The sequence below is a fragment of the Georgenia sp. Z1491 genome (genome assembly GCF_057652395.1).
Genome location: NZ_CM172729.1, coordinates 2,606,111 through 2,626,854, shown reverse-complemented (window position 1 = coordinate 2,626,854; position 20,744 = coordinate 2,606,111). Strand labels below are relative to the sequence as shown.

Annotated in this window: 18 protein-coding genes; 15 read left to right on the top strand and 3 right to left on the bottom strand. The window is 69.4% G+C overall.

Going from position 1 to position 20,744, the window contains the following annotated elements:
• Positions 1–17: 17 nt before the first annotated feature.
• The 3 genes from AC24HA_RS12105 to AC24HA_RS12095 all read left to right on the top strand — a co-directional run bounded on the left by AC24HA_RS12105 (position 18) and on the right by AC24HA_RS12095 (position 4,722).
• Positions 18–1,943 carry a dipeptide/oligopeptide/nickel ABC transporter permease/ATP-binding protein gene (locus AC24HA_RS12105; protein WP_425708623.1) on the top strand — a complete coding sequence of 642 codons (1,926 nt, stop codon included), beginning with the start codon at positions 18–20 and terminating at the stop codon, positions 1,941–1,943.
• A complete protein-coding gene (locus tag AC24HA_RS12100; protein ID WP_425708622.1) occupies positions 1,933–3,000 on the top strand; it encodes an ABC transporter ATP-binding protein in 1,068 nt (355 codons plus the stop codon). The genes AC24HA_RS12105 and AC24HA_RS12100 overlap by 11 nt, the downstream gene beginning before the upstream one ends.
• Positions 3,001–3,093: 93 nt before the next feature.
• Complete coding sequence (locus tag AC24HA_RS12095) at positions 3,094–4,722, top strand: amidohydrolase (RefSeq protein WP_425708621.1); 1,629 nt, start codon at positions 3,094–3,096, stop codon at positions 4,720–4,722.
• A gap of 32 nt (positions 4,723–4,754) precedes the next feature.
• Here the strand turns inward: AC24HA_RS12095 and AC24HA_RS12090 are convergent, their stop codons facing one another.
• Positions 4,755–5,408: a GntR family transcriptional regulator gene (locus AC24HA_RS12090; RefSeq protein WP_425708620.1), complete on the bottom strand. Its 654-nt coding sequence runs from the start codon at positions 5,406–5,408 to the stop codon at positions 4,755–4,757.
• A 7-nt stretch (positions 5,409–5,415) separates the two neighbouring features.
• On the bottom strand, positions 5,416–5,943 hold the full coding sequence (locus tag AC24HA_RS12085; RefSeq protein WP_425708619.1) for a VOC family protein: 528 nt from the start codon (positions 5,941–5,943) through the stop codon (positions 5,416–5,418).
• Positions 5,944–6,104: 161 nt separating this feature from the next.
• Here AC24HA_RS12085 and AC24HA_RS12080 point away from each other — a divergent pair, with 161 nt between their 5' ends.
• The 11 genes from AC24HA_RS12080 to AC24HA_RS12030 all read left to right on the top strand — a co-directional run bounded on the left by AC24HA_RS12080 (position 6,105) and on the right by AC24HA_RS12030 (position 19,725).
• On the top strand, positions 6,105–8,291 hold the full coding sequence (locus AC24HA_RS12080) for an alpha-ketoacid dehydrogenase subunit alpha/beta (protein WP_425708618.1): 2,187 nt from the start codon (positions 6,105–6,107) through the stop codon (positions 8,289–8,291).
• 40 nt (positions 8,292–8,331) lie between these two features.
• Entirely contained in the window at positions 8,332–9,681 is a 1,350-nt protein-coding gene (locus tag AC24HA_RS12075) for a dihydrolipoamide acetyltransferase family protein (RefSeq protein WP_487563513.1), read from the top strand.
• 234 nt (positions 9,682–9,915) lie between these two features.
• The gene (locus AC24HA_RS12070; RefSeq protein WP_425708616.1) at positions 9,916–10,383 is read left to right on the top strand and encodes a RidA family protein; all 468 of its coding nucleotides are present in this window, start codon (positions 9,916–9,918) and stop codon (positions 10,381–10,383) included.
• A gap of 120 nt (positions 10,384–10,503) precedes the next feature.
• The gene (locus AC24HA_RS12065; RefSeq protein WP_425708615.1) at positions 10,504–11,439 is read left to right on the top strand and encodes an NAD(P)-dependent oxidoreductase; all 936 of its coding nucleotides are present in this window, start codon (positions 10,504–10,506) and stop codon (positions 11,437–11,439) included.
• 98 nt (positions 11,440–11,537) lie between these two features.
• The gene (locus AC24HA_RS12060; RefSeq protein WP_463648690.1) at positions 11,538–12,749 is read left to right on the top strand and encodes a M24 family metallopeptidase; all 1,212 of its coding nucleotides are present in this window, start codon (positions 11,538–11,540) and stop codon (positions 12,747–12,749) included.
• Positions 12,750–12,786: 37 nt separating this feature from the next.
• Positions 12,787–13,929 (top strand): MFS transporter, encoded by a 1,143-nt coding sequence (locus AC24HA_RS12055; protein ID WP_425708613.1) that lies wholly within the window; start codon positions 12,787–12,789, stop codon positions 13,927–13,929.
• Positions 13,930–14,430: 501 nt separating this feature from the next.
• Positions 14,431–15,054, top strand: a complete 624-nt coding sequence (locus tag AC24HA_RS12050; RefSeq protein WP_425710267.1) for a tripartite tricarboxylate transporter TctB family protein — start codon at positions 14,431–14,433, stop codon at positions 15,052–15,054.
• Positions 15,055–15,060: 6 nt separating this feature from the next.
• Positions 15,061–16,563 carry a tripartite tricarboxylate transporter permease gene (locus AC24HA_RS12045; protein WP_425710268.1) on the top strand — a complete coding sequence of 501 codons (1,503 nt, stop codon included), beginning with the start codon at positions 15,061–15,063 and terminating at the stop codon, positions 16,561–16,563.
• A 125-nt stretch (positions 16,564–16,688) separates the two neighbouring features.
• Positions 16,689–17,645 (top strand): Bug family tripartite tricarboxylate transporter substrate binding protein, encoded by a 957-nt coding sequence (locus AC24HA_RS12040; protein ID WP_487563512.1) that lies wholly within the window; start codon positions 16,689–16,691, stop codon positions 17,643–17,645.
• A gap of 41 nt (positions 17,646–17,686) precedes the next feature.
• On the top strand, positions 17,687–18,778 hold the full coding sequence (locus AC24HA_RS12035; protein WP_425710270.1) for a mandelate racemase/muconate lactonizing enzyme family protein: 1,092 nt from the start codon (positions 17,687–17,689) through the stop codon (positions 18,776–18,778).
• 89 nt (positions 18,779–18,867) lie between these two features.
• Positions 18,868–19,725, top strand: a complete 858-nt coding sequence (locus AC24HA_RS12030; RefSeq protein ID WP_425710271.1) for an NAD(P)-dependent oxidoreductase — start codon at positions 18,868–18,870, stop codon at positions 19,723–19,725.
• 15 nt (positions 19,726–19,740) lie between these two features.
• Here AC24HA_RS12030 and AC24HA_RS12025 read toward each other — a convergent pair whose 3' ends face one another.
• Positions 19,741–19,938, bottom strand: coding sequence for a hypothetical protein (locus AC24HA_RS12025; protein WP_425710272.1), 198 nt, complete (start codon positions 19,936–19,938; stop codon positions 19,741–19,743).
• Positions 19,939–20,187: 249 nt separating this feature from the next.
• Here AC24HA_RS12025 and AC24HA_RS12020 point away from each other — a divergent pair, with 249 nt between their 5' ends.
• Positions 20,188–20,709, top strand: coding sequence for a YncE family protein (locus AC24HA_RS12020; protein WP_425710273.1), 522 nt, complete (start codon positions 20,188–20,190; stop codon positions 20,707–20,709).
• The last annotated feature ends 35 nt before the right edge of the window (positions 20,710–20,744 follow it).

The following is a 20,744-nucleotide window of genomic DNA, read 5'->3' as shown; positions in this document are numbered from 1 at the left end:
CGTGAGGTGCGTCACTCGTGAAAAGCCGTAGCTCCGTCCTCCTGTGGGCCTGCCTCGTCGGCCTCGGGCTGATCACCGTCGTGGCGGTGACGGCCCAGTGGTTGGCGCCGTACGATCCGTCCCGGCTCAACGTGGGGCCCGGCCTCGCCCCGCCCAGCGCGGATCACCTGCTCGGCACCGACCAGCTGGGGCGTGACGTCTTCTCCCGGCTGCTGGGCGGTGCACAGACCGCGATGCTCGCCTCCGTCCAGGCCGTCGCCATCGCGATGAGCGTCGGCGTCAGCCTCGGCATCGCGTTCACCTACTGGGGCGGGTGGTGGGACCGCATCGGCACCCGCGTCGCCGACGTCATGCAGTCCGTGCCGGCACTGCTCTTCGCGCTGGCCTTCATCGCCGTGTTCGGCGCCGGACTGACCAACGCGATGACCGCCGTGGGCATCGTCTTCATCGACAGCTGCTACCGGGTGACCCGGGCGATGGTCCTCTCGCAGAAGGAGATGCTCTACATGGACGCGGCGCGGGTCACGGGACTCCCGTGGTACGTCGTCGTACGGAACCTCCTGCCCAACATCGCCGGCCCGCTCATCGTGCAGGGGTCCGTGCTGCTCGGCGTCGCGCTGCTCATCGAGTCGATGCTCAGCTTCATCGGCGTCGGGGCGAGCCCGGACCAGGTCAGCTGGGGTCTCATGCTTGACGAGGCCCGCGGCGAGCTCTACAACCACCCGCTCCTCGCGATCGTCCCGGGCATCGCGATCACCGTGGTGATCCTGCTGTTCAACCTCACCGGCGACGCGCTGGGCGACCGGCTGTCCGTGCGCAGGGTGCGAGGCGGCATCGACGTCGTGCCCGCCCCGGCGGGGGCCCCGGACCCGCTGGAGGACGCCTACGACGACGAGGACGACGAGACGGCCTCCGTCGGTGCGGAACGGACCGAGTTCATCCCGCTCGCGGACTCGGAGAAGGGTGACCTGCTCACCCTCGAGGGGCTGACCGTGCGGGCCCCGCGCGGGTCGGAGGGTATCGAGCTCGTCTCCTCGATCGGGCTGGGGATCAACCGTGGCGAGATCTACGGCCTCGTCGGTGAGTCGGGCTCGGGCAAGTCGGTCACCGGTAAGGCGATCGCCGGCCTCCTGCCGCCGGAGCTCAAGGTGACGGCGGGCTCGATCATGCTCGAGGAGGAGGAGCTCGTCGGTCTGCCGGCACAGCGCATGCGGGCGATCCGCGGTGCGCGCATCGCGATGGTGTTCCAGAACCCCATCTCCAGCCTGTCACCGACCCACACCGTGGGCGCCCAGCTCGTCGACGCGGTGCGGGCGCACCAGAAGGTCTCGGCCCGGGCCGCCGAGGCCCGGGCGCGCGAGCTGCTCTCCCTCGTCGGCGTCCCCAACGCGACGGGGCGGCTCAAGGCCTACCCGCACCAGTTCTCCGGAGGCATGGCCCAGCGCGTCGGCATCGCCGCGGCGCTGGCGAGCGATCCCGAGCTGCTCATCGCGGACGAGCCCACGACGGCGCTCGACGTCACCCTGCAGGCCCAGGTGCTCGACCTCCTGGTGGACCTGCGCGACCGGCTGGACATGTCGGTCCTGCTCATCACGCACGACATGGGTGTCGTGGCCAGCACGTGCGACCGCGTCGCGGTCATGTACGCCGGCCAGATCGTCGAACGGCGCACCACCGCCGAGCTCTTCAGCCGGCCGCGTCACCCGTACACCGAGGCCCTGCTCAACGCCCTGCCCGCCGAGGGCACCGAGACCCAGGACCGGCTCCCCACGATCCCCGGAACCGTCCCGCCCGCGTGGGACTGGCCCACCGGCTGCCGCTTCCACCCCCGGTGCGAGTTCGCGACGCCGGACTGCGCGGTGGGCCGGATACCGATGACCGACAATGCCCGATGCATCCGCGTCGACGAGCTCGTCCTGGAGGGACCTGCCCATGAGCGCTGACCAGCTGCTCGAGGTCGAGGACCTCAGCATCACCTTCCGGCTCCCGGGGGAAGGGATCGGCCGACGCCGCACCCTGCACGCCGTGCGCGACGTCAGCTTCACCATCGGGGCCGGCGAGATCTTCGGCCTCGTGGGGGAGTCCGGCTCGGGCAAGTCGACCACCGGGCGGGCCGTCCTTCGGCTCGTCGACCGGGCGTCCGGTGCCATCCGCTTCGACGGCACCGACATCTCGAGCTTCGGGCGCCGCACGCCGCTGAAGTACCGCAGCGACGTCCAGGTGATCTTCCAGGACCCGACCTCCTCGCTCAATCCCCGCCAGACGGTCCGCGAGAGCCTGAGCCAGGTCGCCCGACGGCACGTGAGCACCGATGCCCAGGCGGTCGAGGCAGCGGTGGTCGAGGCGCTGGAGCACGTCGGGCTGTCCGAGCACCACCTCGACCGCGTGCCGAACGAGCTCTCCGGCGGGCAGTGCCAGCGGGTCGCGATCGCGCGCGCCCTCATCATCCAGCCGCGGCTCGTCATCTGCGACGAGGCGGTCAGCGCTCTCGACGTCAGCACCCAGAGCCAGGTCATCAACCTGCTCATGGACCTGCAGCGGGAGACCGACGTCGCGATGCTCTTCATCGCTCACGACCTCACGGTCGTCAAGCACGTCTCGACCTCTGTCGGCGTCATGTACCTCGGCCGCCTCGTCGAGGTCGGTGAGACCGACGAGGTCTACGCCCGCGCGGCGCACCCGTACACCCGGCTGCTGCTCGACTCGACACTGACCGCGAACCCGAAGGCCAACGCCGCCAAGGGCGGTTGGCGGCCGAGCGCCGGCACCGCGCGCGAGCCGTCCGACGCCCTGCACACCCCGGCCGGATGCCCGTTCAACCCGCGGTGCCCGCTCGCCGTGGACCGGTGCCGCGAAGAGCGGCCCGAGCCGCGGCCCGTGCCCGGGACCAGCCAGATCTCGGCGTGCCACTTCGCCGAGGAGGTCGCCCGCGCGCGCGACCTCGACGAGGCCGTGGCGATGCGGGACGCCGCCATCGTCGCATCCGCTCCGTCCAGCTGAGTCCGTGCCAGACGCCGGGCGCAGTATCGGAGCCCGACACCCACCGCCTGTCCACCAACGACGTATCCGCGCACCGCACAAGGAGATCGACAGATGTCACGCACAGTTGCCGACCTGGTCCTCACGGGTGGGCTCGTCACGACGATGGCTGAGGACGGCACCGGCGTCCCGGCCGAGGCCGAGGCGCTCGCGATCGTCGGTGACCGCATCGCCGCCGTCGGGACCGCGGACGAGATCGACGGATGGACCGGCCCGGACACCCGGATCGTCGACCTGGCCGGCCGCCGGGTCGTGCCGGGCCTCATCGACACCCACGTGCACTTCGCCCGCGCCGGCTTCACCTGGAACGACGAGGTGCGCTGGGGCACGGTGACCAGCCTCGCCGAGGGGCTTGCGCTCATCGCCGAGCGGGCTCGCAGCACCCCGGCGGGCACCTGGATCATGGTCATCGGCGGCTGGGACCCCGCGCAGTTCAGCGAACGGCGCCACCCCACCCGTGACGAGCTCGACGAGGCCGCGCCCGAGCACCCGGTGATGATCCAGCACCTCTACTCGTACGGGATGCTCAACAGCGCGGCCCTGGCCCGCGTCCCCCTGGCCCGTGCGATCGACGAGGGCATCGACCCCGCCACCGTGGAGACCGACGACGCCGGGACCCCGACGGGTCTCGTCCGCACCATGACCGCGCTCAGGTGGCTCTACGCCCAGCTCCCCGTGCCGAGCCTCGAGGAGCAGGTGGCCTCGACCGCCGCGGCCGGCCGCGAGCTCGCCACGTTCGGGGTGGTCGGCCTCATCGACGGCGGCGGCGCCAACACGGGCCCCGACGTCTACCGGCCCCTGTTCGAGACCTGGCGCCGCGGCGAGCTCGTGCCGCGCGTGCGCCTGACCGTGCACTCCAGCGGGCCGGGTCGGGAGGAGGAGGACCTCGACGGCATCACCCGGTTCGTGCACCCCCGGCAGGGCGATGAGCGGCTCTCGGTGCTCGGCGTCGGCGAGATCATGATGTGGCCGATGCACGACGGCGTCGACCGCCTCCCGGACCTCGCGCAGGAGCACCGCGACCGCATCGAGGCGATCCTGCGGTCGTGCGCCGAGCGCGGCTGGACCGTGCAGATGCACCTCTTCCGGCCCGAGACCACCGACGTCGTCGTCGACATGTGGCGCCGCATCCACGCGGACATCCCGCTGAGCGACCTGCGCTGGACGATCGTGCACGGCGAGTCGGTCACGGCCGAGCACGCCGAGGTCCTTGCCTCGATGAGTGCCGGTGTCATCTGCGAGGCCATCCTGCGCATGGAGGGGGAGCACATCGCCGAGCTGTGGGGCGCGGACGCCGTCCGGGCCGCCCCGGACGTCCGCGCGCTCCAGGCCGCGGGCGTCCGCATCGCTGCGGGCTCGGACGGCATGCGCGTCGCGACCTACAACCCGTTCGCCACGCTGCAGTGGCTCACGACCGGTCGCTCGCTGTCCGGCACCCAGATCTGGGACGAGTCCGTGGTGCTCGACCGCCACGAGGCGCTCGCCCTGCTCACCACCCAGTCGGCCTGGTTCTCCTTCGAGGAGGGGAGCAGAGGACGGCTGCAGCCGGGATTCCTGGCGGACGTCGCGGTCCTGGATCAGGACTACCTGGAGGTCGACGCGAGCGAGCTCCCGGCCATCCGAGCGGACCTCACGGTGATCGGCGGGCAGGTCGTTCACGACGCTTCGGCGCAGGCGCGATGAGTGTGTGCCGCGCCGGCTCCGGCTCCCCGGTCTCAGTCGGCGTCGAACAGCTCGGGATGCTCCGCCAGCGCCAGTCGGGTGCGGCGGACGTGCATCCGCTGCACCGCCTGCGCGTCGGTGACGCTTCGGCGTCGGGCGGCGTCGACGAGCAGCCGGTGCTCCGCCGTGGTGGTCCGGTCGCGTGAGTCACCCACGAGCAGGGCGTAGGCGCGCCGGTAGTGCTGGGTCGTGTTCCACAGCCGGTGGACGAGGTCGATGACCATGCCCGGGCGCGCCGCGCTGAAGCTGAGCAGGTGGAACTCCCGGTCGAGCTTCAGGAACGTCTGCAGGTCGGCGCCCTCCATCTCGTCGGCCAGCTCGTCGAGCCGGTCGATCGCCTCTGCGTCCAGGTGGGGGAGCGACTGCTCGATGAGCAGCGGCTCCACCTGCTCGCGGATGAGGTACGCGTCCGTGCACTCCTGCAGGCTCAGGCTCGCGACCCAGGCGCCCGAGCTCGCGACCAGCCGGACCAGTCCCTCCGCCTCGAGGTGGCGCAGGGCGTCCCGCACCGGCAGCCGGCTCGCGCCGAAGTCCTCCGCCACCTCCTCCTGCCGGACGCGGTCCCCGGGCCTCAGCTCGCCGGCGAGGATGCGCTCGCGCAGACCGGCGACGATGCGGGCGGAGGCGGTCCTGTCCCTGACGGTCATCCCGGGCCTACGCGGTCGGGTCGGCCGGGTGCCACAGCTTCGTGGGCGCCGTCTTCTCGTAGGCCTTCCCGTTCGGGAAGCTGACGAGCTCGAGCTGCATGCCCCACGGGCTGAGGAAGTAGACCCATCGCTGGCCCGTGCTGTGGCTGGTGCTCGCGGTGGGCTCGCCGAGCACGCGGATGCCATGGGCGCGCAGGTGCTCGACCCCGGCGTCGAGGTCCTCGACGTAGAACGCCAGGTGGTGCCCGCCGATGTCGCTGTTGCGGGGCTGGGGCGCCTGCGCGCCCGGCGTCTCGTACTGGAAGATCTCGAAGTTGGGGCCGGTCCGGCACCGGTAGAAGCGCAGCTCGCGCATCACTGCGCGCGCGTCGACGCCCAGGTGCTCGGTCATCCAGTCGTCGTCGTGCTGGTACGGACCGAGCGAGTAGATCCGCTCGCAGCCGATGACGTCCACGAAGAACCGCTCGGCCTCCTCGAGGTCGGGGACCGTGAAGCCGATGTGCTCGGTACCGACGAGTCCGGGAAGTCCTGCCATGACCGACTCCTTCGTAATGTATACATTGGCGCTCGATCACCGTGGTCATTCACGGTGATTACGCGGCCTTGGTCTTGTCATCGTATCCAATGCTCACGTAATCTGGTCAAGGTCTAGAGCACGTCGTCTTGCCTGACCGCCGTTCGAGGGAGAACGCTCCGATGCCCCGACTTGTCCCGCTCGAGCCCGAGGTCTCCTGGGTCGAGCTGTCCACCACCGAAGAGGACTGGCGCGCCGCCGACCCCGGCCTGCTGGCCACGATGCTCGGCCAGATGCACCTCATCCGGGCGTTCGAGGAGACCGTCCTCGAGCTCGCCGGCGAGGGGCTCGTCCACGGCCCCGCACACTCGAGCATCGGCCAGGAGGGGGGCGCCGTCGGGTCCGTGGTCGGGCTGCGATCCTCCGACGGCGTCAACGGCTCCCACCGCGGCCACCACCAGTTCCTGGCCAAGGCCATCGGCCACGTGGCGCCGGACGGACTCAACCTGGAGAGTCTCGTCGACGACGAGATCCGGACCGTCCTGCGCCGCACGCTCGCCGAGATCCTCGGGCTCGCCCAGGGGTTCTGCCGCGGCCGGGGCGGGTCGATGCACCTGCAGTGGCACGAGGCCGGCGCACTGGGCACCAACGCGATCGTCGGCGGCGGCGTCCCGCTCGCCGCCGGCAACGCATGGGCCCAGCGCCACGCCGGAACCGACGACGTGACGATCTCCTACTTCGGGGACGGCGCCGTGAACATCGGCTCGGTGCTCGAGTCGATGAACCTCACGGGCGCCTGGGACGTCCCGCTGTGCTTCTTCGTGGAGAACAACCTCTACGCCGTCTCCACGACCGTGGCCGAGGCGACCGCCGAGCCGCGGCTCTCGGGCCGCGGCCCGGGCTTCGGCATCCCCTCGTGGCGGGTCGACGGGATGGACCCGCTCGCCGTCCACCTCGCGACGCAGGCCGCGCTCGAGCACATGCGCGCCGGCAACGGGCCCACGGTCGTCGAGGCCGAGGTCTACAGGTTCTTCCACCAGAACGGCCCGTACCCGGGCAGCGCGTTCGGGTACCGCACCAAGAAGGAGGAGGCCGGCTGGCGTGCCCGCGACCCCCTGGAGCGCGTGGCCACCGAGATGCGGACGCTCGATCTCGTCGACGACGAGGCGGTCCAGGCGGTGCGGCGTCAGGCGACCGAGGCGATGACCGACGTCGTCGCCGAGCTCCTCGAGGCCGACCCCGACGGAAAGCCGGGCACCCGCCGCATCCGACCCGACCTGTGGCCGAGCACCGACTTCGTCGACGTCGGTGTGCGCGGCGACCTCAGCGAGGTCGAGGGCGCGCGGACCGAGGAGCAGGAGACCTTCGGCGGGGACCTGAGCCGGGGAAAGTTCATCGAGGCGGTCGCCCGCGTGATGGACCGGAGGATGGGAACCGACGAGCGCATCGTCATCCTCGGCGAGGACGTCCACAACCTCGGCGGCGGCACCAACGGTGCGACGAAGGGACTCGCCGCCGCCTACCCCGGGCGCGTCCTCGGGACGCCGATCAGCGAGAACGCCTTTGCCGGCCTCGGCGGCGGGATCGCGCTCGACGGGCGCTTCGTCCCCGTCGTCGAGTTCATGTACCCCGACTTCCTCTGGGTGGCCGCCGACCAGGTCTTCAACCAGATCGCCAAGGCCCGGCACATGTTCGGCGGCGACAACCCGGTCCCGCTCGTGCTGCGCACGAAGGCTGCCGCCGGGACCGGCTACGGGTCCCAGCACTCGATGGACCCCGCCGGCATCTTCGCGACCAGTCCGGGCTGGCGCATCGTGGCGCCCTCGACCCCGTTCGACTACGTGGGTCTGATGAACACCGCGCTCGCGCTCGACGACCCGGTCCTCGTCCTCGAGCACGTCGACCTCTACGGCACCCAGGGAGAGATCCCGGTGAGCGACCTCGACTACCAGATCCCCGTGGGCAGCGCGGCCGTCCGCCGCGAGGGCGACGACGTGACGGTGATCAGCTACCTCAGCATGGTCGCGAAGGCGCTGGAGGCGGTCGACGAGGTCGGTGTCGACGCCGAGGTCATCGACCTGCGCTGGCTGGACCGGGCGAGCATCGACTGGGAGACGATCGGGCGGTCGATCAGGAAGACCAACGCCGTCCTCGTCGTCGAGCAGGGAGCGGTCGGGACGTCCTACGGCGGCTGGCTCGCGGACGAGATCCAGCGGCGCTACTTCGACCACCTCGACCAGCCCGTGGCGCGCGTGACCGGCGCCGAGGCGTCGCCGTCGATCTCGAAGGTCCTCGAGCGAGCGGCGATCGCAGGCACGGAAGAGGTCGTCGCGGGTCTCAGGCGCGTCGTCGACGGATTCGGTGGTTGAGATGGCGACCGTCATCAGGATGCCGGGAGTTCTCGCCAGCATGACCGAGGGCATCGTGGCCGGCTGGCAGGTCGCCGAGGGCGACGAGGTCGTCCAGGGAACCGTTCTCGCCGAGATCGAGACCGAGAAGGCCCTCGTCGACTTCGAGTCCGAGGACGCGGGCGTCATCGGCAGGCTTCTCGCCGCCGAGGGGGACACGGTCCAGGTCGGCGAGCCGATCGCGATCCTGCTCGCCGAGGCCGGTGAGGCCTACGAGCTCTCCGAGCTCGTCGACGTGCCGCCGGGCGACGGCGAGGCGCAGGGTGGTGATCGTGCGCGTGGCGACGGCGAACAGCCCGACGGCGAGCGGCTCGACGACGAGACGCCGACACCCGCGCGCCGGGCGAGCGGCGCCGACGGTGCCGATGCCGCGCGCGACCTGCGGGAGGCACCTGCGGGCGCGCCCCCCGAGCCATCCGCCCCGCTCGCCGAGAGGGATGCCCGTCCCGGCGGGCGGATCTTCATCAGCCCGATCGCCCGCAAGATGGCGCGGGAGCGTGGTATCGACCCTGCTCGGCTGACCGGGTCGGGACCTGGCGGGCGGATCACGCGGCGGGACGTCGAGGCGCAGGCCGCACAGCTCGCCGCCGCGTCGCCGGCGCCCCGTGAGGAAACGACCCCGGCCGCTGCCGGAGCGGGTGCCGGGGCGGCTGTCGCCGGGGTGACCTCCGACGCCGTCGAGGACGTCCCGGTGAGCGGCATGCGCCGCGCCATCGCCCGGCGCCTGACCGAGTCCAAGTCCACGGTGCCGCACTTCTACGTCACCGAGGAGTGCCGGGTCGACGCCCTGCTCGCCCTGCGCCGCCAGGTCAACGAGTCGCAGGGCGTCAAGGTCTCGGTCAACGACTTCGTGCTCAAGGCGGTCGCCGCGGCGATGGCGGCCGTGCCGGACGTCAACGTGACCTGGGGCGGGGACGTCATCCACCGGTACCGGGGCGTCGACGTCGCGGTCGCCGTCGCCACCGACGGCGGGCTGGTCACGCCGGTCGTGCGCGGGGTCGAGCAGATGCCGATCAGCGCACTCGCCACCTCGGTGTCCGAGCTCGCCGGGCGAGCCCGGGCCGGACGCCTCAAGCAGGACGAGATCGAGGGCGGCAGCTTCACGGTGTCGAACCTCGGGATGTTCGGCACGCGAGAGTTCAGCGCCATCCTCAACCCGCCGCACGCCGGGATCCTCGCCGTCGGTGCGGCGCTGGAGCAGCCCGTGGTCGAGGACGGTCAGGTCGTCGTCGGTACGGTCATGCGCTGCACGCTCTCGGCCGACCACCGGGCCGTGGACGGCGCGCTCGGGGCGCGGTGGATGCAGGAGTTCCGCAGGGCGATCGAGAGCCCGCTGGCGCTGCTCGTGTGAGCCGTGTGGGGGCGCCGGCCCGCTGCAGGCGCCCCCACGAGCACGGCGAGCTGCGTCCGTTGACACGTCATGACACCGCTCGTAGGCTGATATCGCAAACGTTTGCGAACCGCCTAGCACAGTTCGCACCCCGCCGGAGAGCATCGCCGCTCGCGCGGACCTGCGTGCCTCGAGCATCACCCGAGACCGAGCACCCACCACCGCCGCGGCGGCCCCACCAGGAGGTAGAGCAGCATGACCGAGGTACCCGCCCCCCGTCGCACCGGCAATGCCGAGGTGATCCACCACGAGGGCTACGACGAGACGATCGTCAGCCCGTTCGTCCCGGCGATCCGCGCCGTCGACGGCGCACGCCTCGTCTTCATCAGCGGGGTCACCGGAGCTCCCGTCTACCACGACCATCCGCACGTCGCCGAGGTGTTCGACAGCATGCCGATGGATGCGAAGGGGCAGGTGACCAACGCGTTCGACCACCTGGACCTCGCCCTGAGAGCAGCCGGGTGCGGCCGGCACGACGTCGTCAACATCATGCGCTTCTTCACCGACGTGGACGCGGACCAGGACGTGGTGAACAAGCACCAGGGAGAGTGGTTCGGCGGGCACGTCCCGACCAGCACCACCGTCGAGGTGACCCGGTTGGCCACCGACCCCCGCCTGCGCTTCGAGTTCCACGTGGTCGCCGCGGCGCCCGCCGGCGTGTAGAGAGACACGGCCAGAGAGACTCGCCCACCACTTGACTTTGCCCTGTGACCCAACGAGAATTGCAATCGATTGCTGAAGGGGCAACGACGCCCTCAGCCAGGTCTACGAAGGAGAACCACCGTGAGTGACTCGAAGCCCACCGTCGGCTGGATCGGCGCCGGACGCATGGGGTTCCAGCTTGTCAAGCGACTCCTGGCGGCCGGGTACGACGTCGCCGTCTACAACCGCACCCGCTCCAAGGCCGAGCCGCTGACCGAGTTCGGGGCGACCGTCGTCGACCGACCGGTCGACCTCGCCGGGCGTGACGTCGTCTTCAGCATGGTGGCCGCGGACAAGGACCTCGGCCAGGTCATGCAGGGTGAGGACGGCCTGCTCACCGACCCGGAGCGCGCGCCCCGGCTGGTCTGCGACTCGTCGACGGTGTCCGTCGAGGCCAGCGCGCCGGTCCGCGCGGCGGTGGAGGAGCGTGGCGGCCAGTTCCTCGCGACTCCTGTCTCCGGCAACCCGGCGGTCATCGCCTCCGGCAAGCTCAGCGTGGCCGCCTCCGGCTCGCGTGCCGCGTTCGACGAGGTCGAGCCGCTGCTGGCCTCGTGGGGCCGTTCCGTCACCTATGTCGGCGAGGGTGATGCGGCGCGCATCGTCAAGATCGCCCACAACGTCTTCCTCGGCGTCGTCATCCAGTCGATGGCCGAGATCACCGTGCTCGCGGAGAAGTCGGGAGTCAGCCGGGCGGACTTCCTGTCCTTCCTCAACGACTCGGTGATGGGCTCGGTGTTCTCCCGCTACAAGACGCCGGCGCTGGTCAACCTGGATTTCACGCCCACCTTCACGAACGTGCTGCTCCAGAAGGACTTCGACCTGGGCCTGGCCGCGGGCCGGGAGCTCGGGGTGGTGATGCCGGTCGCCGGCCTGACCCGCGACCTCGTGGCGCAGGAGGTGGGCAACGGGAACGTCGAGCAGGACTTCGCCTCGCTCGTCCTCACCGTGGCCGGTGGCTCGGGGCTGGACATCCAGTCCGAGGAGGCCGACGTCAGCGACGGCCTCGAGGCCGAGTGATGAGCGGGGTGCACAGCCACCCGCCCGCACGAGGAAAGCTGTTCGCACGTCCGTCCGCCCGGCCCCACGGCGCCCGCGACCTGCCCGCTCCCGGCCAGATGGCGGTGGACTACGAGCATCGGGTCGACATGGACCGGTTGCGGAAGTACCGGCTCGGGCGTGCCAAGGCGGCTCTGGAGGCGAGCGAGTGCGGCGCGTTCCTGCTCTTCGACTTCTACAACATCCGGTACACGACCCAGACGTGGATCGGCGGGGCGCTCGGGGACAAGATGATCAGGTACGCGCTGATCCTGCGGGATCGCGAACCGATTCTCTGGGACTTCGGCTCGGCCGTGCGGCATCACAAGCTGTACAGCGACTGGATGCCGGACGAGCATCACCGGCCCGGGTTCCTCGGCTTCCGCGGTGCGGTCGACCCCGAGGGCGGCGGCCTCATGCGGGACGCGGTCTCCGAGATCAGGTCGATCCTCACGGAGGCGGGTGTCGCCGACGCCCCGCTCGGGCTGGACATCGTCGAGCCGCCGTTCCTGTTCGAGCTCGAGCGGCAGGGCATCCGTGTGGCCGACGCCCAGCAGTCGATGCTCGATGCGCGCGTGATCAAGAACCAGGACGAGATCATGCTGCTCAATCAGGCCGCGGCGATGGTCGACGGCGTCTACCAGGACATCGTGGACGCGCTGCGGCCCGGCGTCCGGGAGAACGAGATCGTGGCGCTGGCCAACGCCCGGCTCTACGAGTACGGCAGCGACCAGGTCGAGGCCGTCAACGCGATCTCGGGGGAGCGGTGCAACCCGCACCCGCACAACTTCACCGACCGCATCATCCGGCCGGGCGACCAGGCGTTCTTCGACATCATCCACTCCTACAACGGCTACCGGACCTGCTACTACCGCACCTTCGGCGTGGGTTGGGCGACCGAGAGCCAGAAGGACGCGTACAAGAAGGCCCGCGAATGGATGGACACGGCGCTCGACTCGATCCGGCCCGGGGTCGGGAGCGACGAGGTGGCGGCGGTCCTGCCCAAGGCGGAGGACTTCGGGTTCGAGAACGAGCTCGCGGCGTTCGGTCTGCAGTTCGCGCACGGCCTGGGCCTCGGTCTGCACGAGCGCCCGATCATCTCCAGGCTCAACTCGATGAAGGACCCGGTGGAGATCCGACCTGGCATGGTGTTCGCCATGGAGACCTACTGCCCGGCCTCGGACGGCACGTCGGCCGCTCGCATCGAGGAGGAGGTGGTGGTGACGGACTACGGGATCGAGGTCCTCACCAAGTTTCCCGCCCAGGACCTTTTCGTCGCCAACCCGTACTAGTGGCGCGGAGTCGTCGAGCCGGCGGACCGAGCTCACCATGAGCAAGGCTCCGTCGCTGGGTCTCCTGCACCTGGCGGTCTTCTGCAGCTCGTTCGACCGCCTCGTCATCGCGCCGTTGCTGCTGGCGATCGCGGACGATCTCGGGATCTCGCTGGCGGATGCCGGCATCATCGCGTCGGTCTATCTCGTGGGCTACGGGGTCATGCAGATCGTGTGGGGCATGGTCTCGGATCGGCTCGGGCGCGTGCGCACCATGCGTCTCGCGCTGCTCCTCGCGGCGGTCGCGGGCATCGCCACCGCGGCTGCGCCGGACGTGGCGACGCTGCTGCTGGCCAGGTTCGTCGCCGGTGGGGCCTTCGCGGCGATCGTCCCCGGCGCGCTCATCTACGTCGGCGACACGGTGCCTGTCGCCCAGCGTCACGGCCCGTTGACGGACGTCATGATGATGACGGCGACCGGTATGGCAGCCGCCACGCTCGTCGGTGCTCTCCTGGCCGATCTCGCGAGCTGGCGGCTGGCCTTCGGGGTCCCCGCCGCTGTCGTGCTGCTGGTGGTCGTGCTGATGTCCCGTCTGCCGGAGGTCGCGGCGCAGGGCGAGCGGCTCTCGGTACGGGCGGCGCTCACGCGCGTCCTCGGTAACCGATGGGCGCTCGTCGTGTTCGCGCTGGCGTTCGTCGAGGGTGTGGTGCTGCTCAGCGTGCTCAACTTCCTGCCGACGGTCCTGCAGAACCAGGGGATGAGCACCACGTTTTCCGGGGCCGTCACCGCGGCCTACGGCGTGGCCGTCATCCTGGCCACCCGCGTCGTCAAGGCCGTCGCGGACCGCATGACGCAGGCGCAGCTCGTCGCTGTCGGGGGCGCTTCTGGTGCCGGCGCCTTCGTGGGGCTCGTCATCGACCCCGGCACCGCCGGCGTGCTCATCGCGTGTGTCCTCCTGGCCGGAGCGTGGGCGTTCATGCACTCCACGCTGCAGAAGTGGGCCACCGAGGTCGCGCCCGACGCCCGTGCGACGAGCGTCAGCCTCTTCGCCTCGTCGCTGTTCATCGGCAGCGCGGCCGGAACGGCGCTCGGAGCGGTCTTCGCGGACCGGGGAGACTTCGTGACGTTGTTCGCGATCGGGCTCGGGATCGCCGCCGTGCTGGGAGTCGCGGCGACGGTGCTGCGGGCCCGGAGTGAGTAGGGCGGCGGCTGGTGTTTCACGTCTCGTCGTCGTACAGCTGGGATGCCACGCTCCCGAATGCGGCTTGCTCTGCTGGGCGGCCAGCGTGCTGCAGCGCGCACGCGAGACGAGCGTGATCGACGTTTTCATCCAGAGCGACACGACCTCGGCCAGGAGTGCCCGCCGGGAGGCTGAGCCATGCTCGCGTGGGTCGAAGCTGACCACTAGTCGAGTCTCCGGCCCCGCGCTGTGCATCACGGCGATGTGCGCACTGGCCGCCCGATCGCGAACGATCACGGTCATATCAACCGAGTACCGACCGTAAAAAGTGCGTCGATCAAGCGTCGCGCGAGAACACAGAAATGCCCATGGAGCAGTCCCGTCGTCGCGGTGATTTCAAAGCCGTCATTGTACCCGGACGGGTACTTACTGGTCGTGACCAGAGTCCCTAATGTCGGGTCTCACGCCGTAAAGCGAGCTGTAGCAATGACGCTTAGACCACTACGCGACGGAGATACACGTATGGCTCATTCACCGCCCGACTCTTCGACAGAAGCACACACGGAGCGTGACGAACACGATGTTGAGGAGCTTGAGGCGGCGGTACCGCTGGGCGACCTGATCGTCCGCGGAGTGTTCGTGCTGCTCGGGGTCCTGGTCGCGCGCCGGGGCTTCGAGCTCGGCCTGTCGACCGAGAACGGATCGCTCGGCGCTGGAATGTTGCCCGCTGTCGTCGGCTCGACCATGGTGGTGCTTGCTGCTGCGCTCCTGCTCGGCGCGGTCGCCAAGCGGATGCGAGCTACGACGACAGAATCGAGTGACTCCGCCGTTGATCAGCCGATGGCTCCTCGGGACGACGGTCGGCGGGAGATCGCAGAGACGCTTCCGATGACGGACGAGGCCCCGGAAGCGGATGCGGTGTGGAAGCGCTGGATCAATGTGGCAGGACTGGTCGCACTGGCCGCAGCGATTCCGCTGATCGGGTTGGCTCCGGCCGTAGGCGCCTACGTGCTGTTCGTATCGCTCCTCATCGAACGGTGGAAGATCGTCTACAGCGCGTTGTTCGCGGTGATCGTCGGTGGCGCCGTGTGGTTCCTGTTCCAGGAGCTGCTGGCGGTACCGGTCCCCACCGGGACCTTGTGGTGATCGGCGATGACTGAGATTCTTCTTGGCTTCGAGACTGCATTCACAGCGACGAACCTTCTCTACTGCCTCATCGGCGTTACGCTCGGCACCGTCATTGGTATGCTCCCCGGCCTCGGCTCCGCTTCGGGAGTCGGTCTGCTCCTTCCGCTGACCTTCGGCCTCGAGCCGGTGACAGCGATCATCATGCTGGCCGGGATCTATTACGGCGCCCAGTACGGCGGGACGATCTCATCGGTCCTGATCGGAGCACCGGGCGAGGCCGCCACGGCCGTCACGGTTCTCGAGGGACACCAGATGGCCCGACGCGGACGAGCCGGCCAGGCCCTGGCGATCGCGGCCATCGCCTCGTTCGTCGCCGGCGTGCTGAGCCTTGTCGTGGTCATGTTCGTCTCACCGTTGCTCGCCAACGTCGCACTGCAGTTCGGCCCCCCCGAGATGGTGGCAGTCATCCTGCTGGCGTTGGTCGCCACCGTCGGGTTCACCGCTGGAGGGCGAACCAAGGGTCTGCTCTGCCTCGGTCTGGGTCTGGTCGTCGCGACCGTGGGCATCGACCCCGTGCTGGGGACAGAACGATTCACGTTCGGCCGCATCGAGCTGCTTGGCGGCCTGGGGTTCATCGAGGTCGTGATCGGGGTGTTCGCGATCGCGGAGATTCTCCGTAACGTGTCCGCCCGCCACTCCCCGCAGGTCGCTCGCCCGAGCTGGGGCGAGATGATGCTGTCCAAGAACGACCTCAAGGTCAGCACGGCCCCCATCGTGCGAGGATCCGGCATCGGCACCGTCATGGGAGTTGTACCCGGCGCCGGCTCGACCCTCGCGTCGTTCGCGAGCTACGGCGTCGAGCGAACCGTCGCGAAGGGGAAGGGCTTCGGGAAGGGAGCCATCCAGGGTGTGGCCGGTCCGGAAGCGGCGAACAACGCCGGCGCCAACGGATCGTTCATCCCCACGCTATCGCTCGGGATCCCCGGCTCGGCGACGACGGCAGTCCTGCTCGGCGCGCTCACGCTTCATGGAATCCAGCCCGGACCACTTCTCATCGAGCAGCAGCCTGTCCTCGTGTGGGGCGTGCTCGCCTCGTTCCTCATCGGTAACGCGATCCTGCTCATTCTGAACCTGCCGCTCGCACCGCTGTTCGCCTCGGTTCTCACGGTGCCTTACAAGCGCCTGTATCCCGTAATCCTGGCGGTCTGCATCATCGGCGCGTATGCAGTCGAGAACTCCATGACCGGCGTGTGGGTCGCCGTGGCGTTCGGCATTGTCGGCTACTTCCTTCAGAAGTACGACTACCCCCTACTGCCGTTGATCCTCGGCCTGATCCTTGGACCGATGCTTGAGCAGGGGCTCGCACAGTCGGTGCAGATGGGTGGGGGCTCCTACGCCATCTTCGCGGACCGTCCGCTCGCGCTCGTGTTCCTCGCTCTCACTGCGCTCGCCCTCGTCCTGCCGCCCGTGGTGCGCGGGATCCGGTCCCGGCGCACCAGGTCCGCAGACAAGCTCGTGAGCAGGTAGGGCCCGTGCGCTGAGGACCACCGAGATCACGTTGAACGACCGCAGAACACATATCTCTGACGACGAAGACATTCACACGATTGGCGAGGAAGACTGTAATGACACGGAACTTGCGGGGAATCACCATGCCGGCCTCGATCGGCGCCCTTGCGCTGGTGCTGGCAGCCTGCTCCGGGGGAGACGCCGATAGCGGTGAGACCTCGGACGGGGAGTGGTCACCTGAGCAGGACGTCAGTTTCATCGTGCCGGCCAATGCCGGCGGCGGTCAGGACATCTTCGCTCGGTCGATGGCCGACTCCTTCTCGCAGACCGACGACGACGTCACCGTCGTGGTGGAGAACAGACCCGGTGGATCGAGCGCGACAGGTTCGTCCTACGTGCAGCAGCAGGAGGGCGATCCTCACTTCCTCCTGACCGCCACGATCTCGACGTTGTCCCTGCCTATCACCACGGACGTCAGCTACACCTGGGAGAGTTTCACGCCGATCGCCATGGTCGGGACGGATGTCTCGATCGCGGTGGTTCGAGCAGACTCGGGGTGGGACTCCCTCGAAGGGGTGATCGACGACTCGAGCGAGGTCCGCGCTGGTGTTGCAGGGCAGGACGGGCCGGACTCCGTGACCCTGGACGTGCTCATCGGTGAGACGGGCTCCGAGTTCGACCGCGTCGTCTTCCAGTCGGGAGCCGAGATCGTGACCGCGATCCTGGCGGGAAACATCGAGATGGCGGTCGTCAATCCCAACGAGGTTGCCGGCCAGCTGGAGAGCGGGGACCTCGTTGCGGTGGCGGTGTTCGCCGACGAGCGGTACCCGGAGGACAGCGCGCTGGGCGACATCCCCACGGCGGTGGAGCAGGGGTACGACGTCTCGGTGAGCCAGCTGCGCGGCGTCCTCGCCCCGGCCGGCATCACCGAGGAGCAGCGCGCCTACTGGGAGGACATGGTCGAGGCGTACACGGAGTCCGAGGCCTACGACTCCTACATCGAGTCGTCGCTGCTCCAGCCGGAGTTCCTCACGGGCGATGAGTTCGAGAGCTACCTCGGCGAGCAGGTCGAGCTCCTGGAGGGCGTCCTCGCCGAATGAGTCATCGATCGAGCATGTCACTAGGTATCTAAGGAGAGTTCATGGTTGAGATCGTTGCCGCCCGAAGCTGGATCCTGCGCATCCCCCTTCCCGGTGACCACGTCGTCGGTGACGAGAACAACTGCAATGTCGCTGGTGTCACCCTCGAGACCGCCGACGGTCACATCGGACGCGGTTTCGGCTTCACCGTGGAGTGGGACGGCAGCGAGGCCATCCGCAGCATCATCGACATGGTGCTCCTTCCGGCCGTGATCGGCCGGAGCAGCCACGACGTCGCGGACATCTGGAACACGAGCATGCTCAGGATCGACCGTGTCCGGCGTGGCCTCGCGTCGATCGCGATCGGCGCGGTCGACATGGCCCTGTGGGACCTGGCCGCTGTCGAACGTGGCATTTCGCTGGCCGACCACGTCGGCAAGGTGCGCGCCTCTGTCCCCGCCTACTCGAGCGGGCAGTTCGCACCGACACTCCCGATGGAGAAGGTCATCGAGAATGTCCACAAGCAGATGGAGATGGGACTGACGGCGGTCAAGCTCCGCGTGGGGATGGACCCGGAGAAGGACCTCAGCCGCGTCTCCGCGCTGCGGTCCGAGTTCGGCGACGCGTTGCGCATCATGTGCGACGCCAATCAGCGCCTCGTCCTGCCCGAGGCGATCTGGCTCGGTCGGCGTCTCGCTGACCTCGGCGTGTACTGGTTCGAGGAGCCCATGCCCGCCCGGGACGTCGATGGCCACGTTGCCCTCGCCAAGGCCATCGACGTGCCGATCGCCGTCGGCGAGCACCTCCAGAGCGCCGGCGAGTTCAAGGAGTACGCCCGGCGCGGCGCTGCCCACCTCCTCCAGCCCGACGTCGGACAGCTCGCCGGCCCGACGGAGTTCTTCCAGATCTCGGAGATGGCTCGGTCCGAGGGCGTCGCGCTCGCGCCCCACTTCCTGCCCGAGATCCACATCCACCTCATGGCGGCCTACCCCAATGCCGCCTACCTCGAGCAGTTCCCGTGGGTCGACAAGTGGCTCGTCAGCCCGCTGCAGTTCGAGAACGGCCACGCGCTCATTCCCGACACCGTCGGCCATGGCTTCGAGCTGGTGCCCGACGCGATCGAGCAGTTCCTCGTCGCAGGGCGGTGGGACTGATGACCGCAGGTCTGGTCCTCGTCGGTCAGGACCAGTTCCGACGTTCGCTCGTCGAGGACGCCCTTGAGGAGGCGGGCCTCGAGCGGGCGATGCTCGGTGAGCCCGGTGAGGCGGCCGATCAGCTGCTTGAGCGTGCGGTCGCGCTTATCGTCCCACCCGAGCGCCTGCTGTCGGTGGACGAGCTGGAGCGTGCGCGCGAGCTGCGCGCCGTGGTCAGCCCCGTGATCGGCACAGACCACCTGCCGCTCAAGGCCCTGGCACACCGCGGTATCGCGGTGGCCCACGGGGCGGCGCCTGAGAACTATGTCGGGATGGCCGAGGCCGCTGTGGCGCTGACGCTGTCGATCGTTCACCGCATCAAGGCCAAGGAGGCGAACCTTCTTGCCGGTGCGGAACGTCTGATCGACGTCGGTGGACTCCTCGGCACCCGGACCGTCGGTCTCGTGGGGCTCGGCCGAATCGGACGTGCCGTCGCCGAGCGGCTTGCCGCGTTCGGCTGCCGGCTCGTGGGCTCGGACCCGCAGGTGGGCGAGCTGTCCGGCGTCGAGGTGGTGCCGCTCGAGCAGCTGTTGCGCGAGTCCGACGTCGTGTGCGTCCAGGTACCGCTGACGAACAGCACCCGGGCGCTGCTCGACTCGGCGGCGTTCGAGGTGATCAAGTCCGGTGCATTCCTGGTCAACGTCGGGCGCGGCGGGGTGGTGGACGAGATCGCGCTCGCCGAGGCTCTCGATCGTGGACAGGTGGCCGGCGCGGCCGTCGACGTCTGGTCCGAAGAGCCGCCCCCGCCTGACCACCCATTGCTTCGCCGGCCCGACGTCATCGCGACCCCGCACAACGCGGGGCACAGCAACGAGGCCTACGACGGGCTCGCCCTGCTCGCGGTGGACCAGGTGAAGCGCCTGCTCGACGGCCGGGACGCGGTCTATCCCGTCGAGTTGCCCTCGTAAAGCCCACGACTCGGTTCATGCCTCGACGAAAGGCTGTGGTACGTGATGACGATCGGAGACACGACGGAGGAGCTTGCTGTCGTTGAGAAGAGCGGCCACGCGATCGCGTTCCACGACGTGTCCGACGGGTCGCTGCTGGGCCGCGTCGAACTCGGCGCGTACCCGCACGAGATGGTGATCGACGCCGGCCGGAAATACGCGTACGTCGCTCACTACGGCGTCCGGATGTCGGGCGACGCCGGAGCGGGTGGGACGCGCGTGTTCGTCGTCGACCTAGCGGCGAGGAGGCTCGAGCGAACCATCGAGCTGAGCCCGTTCAATCGACTTCACGGAATCGCGATCGACGATCACGACCGCCTCTATGTCCTCAGCGAGGAGAAGGCGATTCTGCTGCGGATCGACGACCCCGCGACGGCCGGGGCACCCTCCGGCGCTGTGGCGACGGGCGGGATCAAGACCCACATGGTGGTGATCAACCGCGCGGGAACCCGGGCCTACGTCACGGGACTGCTCTCGGGGACAGTGAGCGCTGTCGACCCGCACGACGCCTCCGCGCCGCCTCTCGTCGCGGCGCCGGGGCCGCTCCCGGAGAGCTGCGCCCTGAGCAGGGACGAGAAGCAGCTCTATGTGGGGGTTCGCGGCGCCAAGTCGCTGGTCCGGCTCGACGCCGAGACTATGCGGGAGGAGAAGCGGGTGGCCGTGAAGGGAGACCCGCTGCGGGTCTACGTCGTGCCTGGCGACCGCGCGCTCCTGACGACCGACATCGAGAATCGCACTGTCACGCGTTACGACACCGATCTTCGAGAGGTTGACGCCCTGCAGTTCGACGCCATCCCGGCGGGCATCTCGTTCCATCGATCAGAGCCGATCGCCTTCGTGACACTGCTCGACAGGAACCAGGTCGCGATTGTCGACCTCGAGACACTCGCAACCCTGCGGACCATCGCTACAGGCTCGGAGCCGGACGTCACCGCGCTGATCTGACCACCACTGAACGACCGCCCCCTCCCAGCACCAGC